Annotated in this window: 8 protein-coding genes; 4 read left to right on the forward strand and 4 right to left on the reverse strand. The window is 71.8% G+C overall.

Translation table 11 applies throughout. The features are described from left to right. The first annotated feature begins 77 nt into the window (after positions 1 to 77). Positions 78 to 848, forward strand: coding sequence for a site-2 protease family protein (locus tag H293_RS0100615; protein ID WP_020115943.1), 771 nt, complete (start codon positions 78 to 80; stop codon positions 846 to 848). Here H293_RS0100615 and H293_RS0100620 read toward each other — a convergent pair. Together H293_RS0100620 and npdG are read right to left on the reverse strand one after the other, a co-directional pair. Then, entirely contained in the window at positions 830 to 1,009 is a 180-nt protein-coding gene (locus H293_RS0100620; RefSeq protein ID WP_020115944.1) for a hypothetical protein, read from the reverse strand. The genes H293_RS0100615 and H293_RS0100620 overlap by 19 nt on opposite strands. Before the next feature lie 61 nt (positions 1,010 to 1,070). Then, positions 1,071 to 1,778 (reverse strand): NADPH-dependent F420 reductase, encoded by a 708-nt coding sequence (gene npdG / locus H293_RS0100625; protein ID WP_020115945.1) that lies wholly within the window; start codon positions 1,776 to 1,778, stop codon positions 1,071 to 1,073. A 172-nt stretch (positions 1,779 to 1,950) separates the two neighbouring features. Here npdG and H293_RS0100630 point away from each other — a divergent pair, with 172 nt between their 5' ends. After that, a complete protein-coding gene (locus H293_RS0100630; RefSeq protein ID WP_020115946.1) occupies positions 1,951 to 2,553 on the forward strand; it encodes a hypothetical protein in 603 nt (200 codons plus the stop codon). A 51-nt stretch (positions 2,554 to 2,604) separates the two neighbouring features. Further along, on the forward strand, positions 2,605 to 3,918 hold the full coding sequence (locus H293_RS0100635; RefSeq protein WP_020115947.1) for an MFS transporter: 1,314 nt from the start codon (positions 2,605 to 2,607) through the stop codon (positions 3,916 to 3,918). On the opposite strand, the gene H293_RS0100640 is transcribed toward H293_RS0100635, so the two are convergent. Further along, positions 3,919 to 4,146, reverse strand: a complete 228-nt coding sequence (locus H293_RS0100640; RefSeq protein ID WP_020115948.1) for a hypothetical protein — start codon at positions 4,144 to 4,146, stop codon at positions 3,919 to 3,921. 58 nt (positions 4,147 to 4,204) lie between these two features. On the opposite strand from H293_RS0100640, the gene map reads away from it, so the two are divergent. Further along, entirely contained in the window at positions 4,205 to 5,062 is an 858-nt protein-coding gene (gene map, locus H293_RS0100645) for a type I methionyl aminopeptidase (protein ID WP_020115949.1), read from the forward strand. 88 nt (positions 5,063 to 5,150) lie between these two features. Here the strand turns inward: map and H293_RS0100650 are convergent, their stop codons facing one another. Then, positions 5,151 to 5,795: a PhzF family phenazine biosynthesis protein gene (locus H293_RS0100650; protein ID WP_020115950.1), complete on the reverse strand. Its 645-nt coding sequence runs from the start codon at positions 5,793 to 5,795 to the stop codon at positions 5,151 to 5,153. Positions 5,796 to 6,000 lie beyond the last annotated feature (205 nt).

Consider the following 6,000-nt stretch of genomic DNA (forward strand, 5'->3'; position numbering starts at 1 on the left):
CCACCCCAAGACGTTTTCCCCTGTGCCCGGTACCGTCGGGCAGTCCCACCGCGCGCGTGTCCAGTCCAGGGAGCCCCATGACCACCGCCACCACCCGCCACAGCGACCGGCGGATCAGCCCCGTCTTCCTCGGGATCTGCGCCGTGACGGCGGTGACGGGCTGGGCCACCTGGACCGGCTTCGCCGAGAAGCCCGGCGTCGCCGTGTTCCTGTTCGTGACCGGCGCCTGGATCGTCTCCCTGTGCCTGCACGAGTACGCGCACGCCCGCACCGCCCTGCACAGCGGCGACATCACCATCGGCGCCAAGGGCTACCTCACGCTGAACCCTCTGAAATACACCCATGCCCTGCTCAGCATCGTGCTCCCCGTCATCTTCGTGATCATGGGCGGCATCGGCCTGCCCGGCGGCGCGGTGTTCATCGAGCGCGACCGGATCCGCGGCCGCTGGCGGCACAGCCTGATCTCGGCGGCGGGCCCGCTGACGAACGTCCTGTTCGCGATCGCCTGCACGGCCCCGTTCTGGCTGGACGCCCTCGACGGGGTCCCGCTGGAGTTCCGCTTCGCGCTGGCCTTCCTCGCCCTGCTCCAGGTCTCGGCCGCGATCCTGAACTTCCTGCCGGTCCCCGGCCTGGACGGCTACGGCGTGATCGAGCCCTGGCTCTCCCGCGGCATCAAGCGCCAGATCGAACCGTTCGCGCCCTTCGGCCTGCTGTTCGTGTTCGCGCTGCTGTGGGTGCCGCAGGTCAACAGCGTGTTCTTCGACCTGGTCGACGCGGTCCTGCGCGGACTCCAGGTCGACCCCGGGGAGGCCTCGTTCGGCTGGAGCCTCTACCGCTTCTGGACCTGAGTGACCCGGCCCCGCTTGAAGTAGTACCAGCACATGTTGGAGGAGAGCCCGGCAAGCAGCACCCACACGACCCCGAGCCAGCTGCCCTGTGCGAAGGAGACGACCGCCGCCGCCACGGCGAGGAGGCAGACGGCGAGGGCGTAGAGGGCTAGGCGGGGCATTTCCACGGGCTCCTGTCAGGGGGACACTGCTGCGCTACGGCGTCCAGTGTCCCCCATCGGCTCAGACGTCCGTGACCCGCAGCCCCGCGTGGGCCTTGTACCGCCGGTTCACCGAGATCAGGTTGGCGACCAGCGACTCCACCTGGTGGGCGTTGCGCAGCCGGCCCGCGAAGATGCCGCGCATGCCGGGGATACGGCCGGCCAGCGCCTGCACGATCTCCACGTCGGCCCGCTCCTCGCCGAGCACCATGACGTCGGTGTCGATCTCCTCGACCTGCGGGTCCTGGAGCAGCACGGCCGACAGATGGTGGAAGGCGGCGGTGACCCGCGAGTCCGGCAACAGGGAAGCGGCCTGCTCGGCGGCGCTTCCCTCCTCCGGCTTCAGCGCGTAGGCGCCCTTCTTGTCGAAGCCGAGCGGGTTGACGCAGTCGACGACGAGCTTGCCGACGAGTTCCTCGCGCAGCGACTCCAGGGTCTTGCCGTGGCCGTCCCACGGCACGGCGACGATCACGATGTCACTGCGGCGCGCGGTCTCGGCGTTGTCGGCGCCCTCGACCCCGTGCCCGAGTTCCTCGGCGGCGGCCTGCGCGCGGTCGGCGGCGCGGGAGCCGATGATCACCTTCTGCCCGGCGCGGGCGAGCCGGTAGGCGAGGCCCTTGCCCTGCGGCCCGGTCCCGCCGAGGACGCCGACGACGAGCCCGGAGACGTCGGGAAGGTCCCACGGGTCCTTGGCGGGAGCCTTCTGTGCAGCACTGTCGCTAGAGGTCATGGCGCCGACTTTACGTGCGCCCCGCCCGTCCCGGCCGGTCGGGTGAGCGGGTTCACGGACCGGCGGCGACCCGGCGGCGAACGCCGGCGGCCGGCCCGAGCCCTGCCCGGTTCGGGCGAATCCGGGGTGAACCGCGGGTCGCGCCCGCCCGGGTGCGGCAGGATGCGGCCCCATGGACGCCGTACGGGTCGCGCTGCTGCGCGAAGTGCTCGCCGGGACCGAGTGGTTGGGAGCCACGCGACGCTTCGCGGGCGTGCTGCGCGGCTCGGTGGTCTCGCACGGCGGCGGACTGCTCCTGGTCGGCACGCCGGAGTACGAACCGTGGCATCTGGCGGCCCACCTGGTCGACGAGGCCGCCTGGTCGGGCACACCGGAGCTGGCCCCCACTCTCGTACGCCACGACGCGCGCCCCTCCGACCCCGCGCATCTGTCGGTCGGGCCGGGCCGGCTCGCGGCGGCCCGGCGCGGCGAGACCCTGCTGGTGGTGTCCCCGGACCGGCCGGGCGCCCCGCTTCTGGAGCAGGTCCATGACGCCCGGCGGGCCGGCGCGACGGTCCTCTCGCTCGGCCCCGGTGAGGACGGACTCGCCGCGATGGCCCACGAGTCACTGGCCGTGCCGGAGGGCACGGACCTCGATCTGGACACCGTGCAGCACCTGGTGAGCGCGGCGGCCGGGGAGAACGCCGTCCCCACGCCCCGGGGCCGGCGGCGCTTCCGGGACCGGCTGTCGAGACTGGCCGACCAGCTGACGGCACCGCCTCCGGCCCGCTGGTAGCCGCGGAAAAGCAGTTGCGGACCGGGAGGCCTCCCCCGACCATGGCGGCTCGTGACCGACGACGCCCCCGCACCCCCTTCCGGCCTGCGCGCGATGCTCCCCGACCTCGCCCCCTGGCGGGCCTCCCGGGACTTCCGGCGGCTGTGGTACTCGGGGCTGATCTCGAACTTCGGCAGCTTCCTGACCTTCGTGGCCCTGCCGGTCCAGCTGAAGGACCTGACGGGCTCGGCGGCGGCGGTGGGCGCGATCGGGGCCGTGGAGCTGATCCCGCTCCTCGTCTTCGGCCTGTACGGCGGCGCGCTCGCGGATGCCTGGGACAAGCGGAAGCTGATCGTGTGGACCGAGGTGGGGCAGGGTCTGCTGAGCGCGGCCCTGCTGCTCAACGCGCTGTTCCCGCACCCCGCCGTCTGGCCGCTGTACGTCGTCGCCGCCCTGTCCTCCGCCCTGGTCTCGGTGCAGCGTCCCGCGCTCGACTCCCTGTGGCCCCGGATCGTGGCCCACGACCACCTCCCGGCGGCGGCCTCGCTGAACTCCTTCCGCTGGACGGTGGGCGGGGTCGCGGGCCCGGCGCTGGCGGGCGTGGTGGTGGCCTACGCGGGCCTGGGCTGGGCGTACGGCGCGGACCTGCTGACCTTCGCCGTCTCCGTCGTCCTCGTCGCGCGGATCGCGTCCTCGCCCGCCTCCCACGAGGCCGCCAAGCCGTCGTTGAGGGCCATCGCGGAGGGCGCCCGGTACGCCTGGAGCCGCAAGGAACTCCTCGGCACCTACGCCGTCGACCTCGCCGCGATGTTCCTGGCGATGCCGCTGGCCCTGCTGCCGTTCCTCGCGGACGAACTGGACGCGCGGTGGTCGCTGGGTCTGATGTACGCGAGCATCCCGCTCGGCGCCCTGCTGGTGAGCCTCATGAGCGGCTGGACGTCCCGGGTCCACCGGCACGGCCGGATGGTGGTGCTGTCGGCGGCCCTGTGGGGCGTGGCGATCGCGGCGGCCGGGGTCATGGACGACGTATGGCTGGTGCTGCTGTTCCTGACCGTGGCCGGCGGCTGCGACATGGTCAGCGGGATCTTCCGCGGGGCCATGTGGAACCAGACGATCCCGGACGAGCTGCGCGGGCGGCTCGCCGGGATCGAGCTGCTGTCGTACTCGGTGGGCCCGACCGTCGGCCAGGTCAGGGCCGGCGGTTTCGCCGCGTGGTGGGGCGTGCGGACGTCGGTCTGGTCCGGCGGTCTGCTGTGTGCGGGCGCCGTGGGCCTGCTGGCCCTGTGCCTGCCGAGGCTGATGTCGTACGACGTGCGCACGAACGAGCACGCGACGCGGCTGCGCAAGCAACGCGAGGCAGCCGCGCCGACCCCCATGGAGGCGTGATCAGCTGTCTTCGCTGCTCGCGGGGGCGTCGTGCCACTTGGGGTCGTTCTCCCACTCGAGGTTGCGCTCGCGCGCCAGCTCCATCGCCTGCTCCGCTTCCTTCCGGGTCGCGTACGGCCCCATGCGGTCCTTGGCCGGGCACTCGGGCCCTTCCTCGACCGTCTTGTGCTCCAGGCAGTAGAACCACTCGCCCGGCTTGCCGACCGCACGCTTCTTGAACAAGGGCATGACCTGCTCCTCTCGCCACCGTCATGTTCCCCCATAGCCGCTGGATAGACTCGTCGGCATGTCTGGCCAGTCGCTGCTCGTGCCCGGGGAGCTGTCCCCCATCCGTTCCGTGCCCGGAAACATCCGGCGCCCCGAGTACGTCGGCAAGCCCGCGCCGACGCCGTACACGGGTCCGGAGGTGCAGACCCCGGAGACGATCGAGGCGATGCGGATCGCCGGCCGTATCGCGGCGCGGGCGATGGCGGAGGCCGCGAAGCTGATCGCTCCCGGGGTGACCACCGACGAACTGGACAAGGTGGCGCACGAGTACATGTGCGACCACGGCGCCTACCCGTCGACGCTCGGCTACCGGGGTTTCCCGAAGTCGCTGTGCACGAGCCTCAACGAGGTGATCTGCCACGGCATCCCGGACTCCACCGTGCTCCGGGACGGCGACATCATCAACCTCGACGTGACGGCGTACATCGGCGGGGTGCACGGCGACAACAACGCGACGTACCTGGTGGGTGACGTCGACGAGGAGAGCCGTCTGCTGGTCGAGCGGACCCGGGAGTCCCTGGACCGGGCGATCAAGGCCGTCAAGCCGGGCCGCCAGATCAACATCATCGGCCGTGTGATCGAGTCGTACGCCAAGCGCTTCGGCTACGGAGTCGTCCGGGACTTCACGGGCCACGGCATCAACTCCTCGTTCCACAGCGGCCTGATCATCCCGCACTACGACAGCCCGCACGCGACGACGGTCATCCAGCCCGGCATGACGTTCACGATCGAGCCGATGCTGACGCTCGGGACGCACGAGTACGACATGTGGGACGACGGCTGGACGGTCGTCACGAAGGACCGCAGGCGGACGGCGCAGTTCGAGCACACGCTGGTGGTGACGGAGACGGGGGCGGAGATCCTGACGCTGCCGTAGCAGGTCCTGGACCCGTCCCCTGGGGGACGGGTCCTTTCTTGGACATTTCTACCGACAGGGCCCCCTCCCCCCGCTGTCCGCGCGAGGCTCAGCGCTCCAGGAAGACCCGTCCTCCCACCTCGACCCATCCCCCGGGCTGCGGGGCGGTGAGGATCTGGGAGCCGGCGCCCTGGACGATGTTCAGGGCTCGCCCCAGTTCGGCGGTGAGCTGGAGAGCGGCGGCACCGGTGGCCTCGTCCTCCTCGACACCGTCACCCCGGCCGGGAAAGCCACGGGCCCGGATCCGTCCGGCGGCCTCGTCCTCCCAGGCCCAGGCGTAGATCCACGCCCCCGGCGCCGGGACGGCCAGATCGTCCACCTCGGCGGCGCTGCCGTACTGCCGCAAGGTCCGGGGCGCCGCCCACTCGGCCCGCGCCTCGATCCAGCTGAACTCCCCGTCCAGCCGGGTACCGACGACCCCGGCGGGCGTGACGAGCTCGGGCACGTCGAGCAGCCAGGCGGCCCCGACACACGGGTATCCGGCGAAGGCCAGCCGTACGGAGGGCGTGTAGATGTCGATGACGCCCCGCTCGGGATCGTCGACGAACACGGTCTCGCTGAACCCGAGTTTCGCGGCGAACGCCTGTCGCTCGTCCCGGTCCGGCATCACGGACCCCTCACGGACGACCCCCAGCTCATTGCCGTAGCCACCGTTCGGCGCACAGAAGACGCGCAGCACGTCGTAGTCAGTCACGGGGGAATTCAAGCATCCGGGGAGGACCGCCACGGGACGGGTTGTACGGGCCGGGCGAGGGGGGCGGGCGCATGTCCTCTGCTGCGGGCCACCGGGAAAGGGCGCACACCGGAGACACGGCAGCCGGAACGCGGTGCGGTCGGCGAGCCCGACGGGGCAGGCACACCCCCACTGCGGACCACCGGGAAGGGCGCACACCGCAGAC

It is taken from the genome of Streptomyces canus 299MFChir4.1 (assembly GCF_000383615.1).
GTDB lineage: Bacteria > Actinomycetota > Actinomycetes > Streptomycetales > Streptomycetaceae > Streptomyces > Streptomyces canus_C.

Excerpts from the sequence above, each read along its gene's own strand:
- H293_RS0100615 (WP_020115943.1), top strand. The coding sequence starts at position 78 with ATGACCACCGCCACCACCCGCCACAGCGACCGGCGGATCAGCCCCGTC.
- npdG (WP_020115945.1), bottom strand. The coding sequence starts at position 1,778 with ATGACCTCTAGCGACAGTGCTGCACAGAAGGCTCCCGCCAAGGACCCG.
- H293_RS0100640 (WP_020115948.1), bottom strand. The coding sequence starts at position 4,146 with ATGCCCTTGTTCAAGAAGCGTGCGGTCGGCAAGCCGGGCGAGTGGTTC.
- map (WP_020115949.1), top strand. The coding sequence starts at position 4,205 with ATGTCTGGCCAGTCGCTGCTCGTGCCCGGGGAGCTGTCCCCCATCCGT.
- H293_RS0100630 (WP_020115946.1), top strand. The coding sequence starts at position 1,951 with ATGGACGCCGTACGGGTCGCGCTGCTGCGCGAAGTGCTCGCCGGGACC.
- H293_RS0100620 (WP_020115944.1), bottom strand. The coding sequence starts at position 1,009 with ATGCCCCGCCTAGCCCTCTACGCCCTCGCCGTCTGCCTCCTCGCCGTG.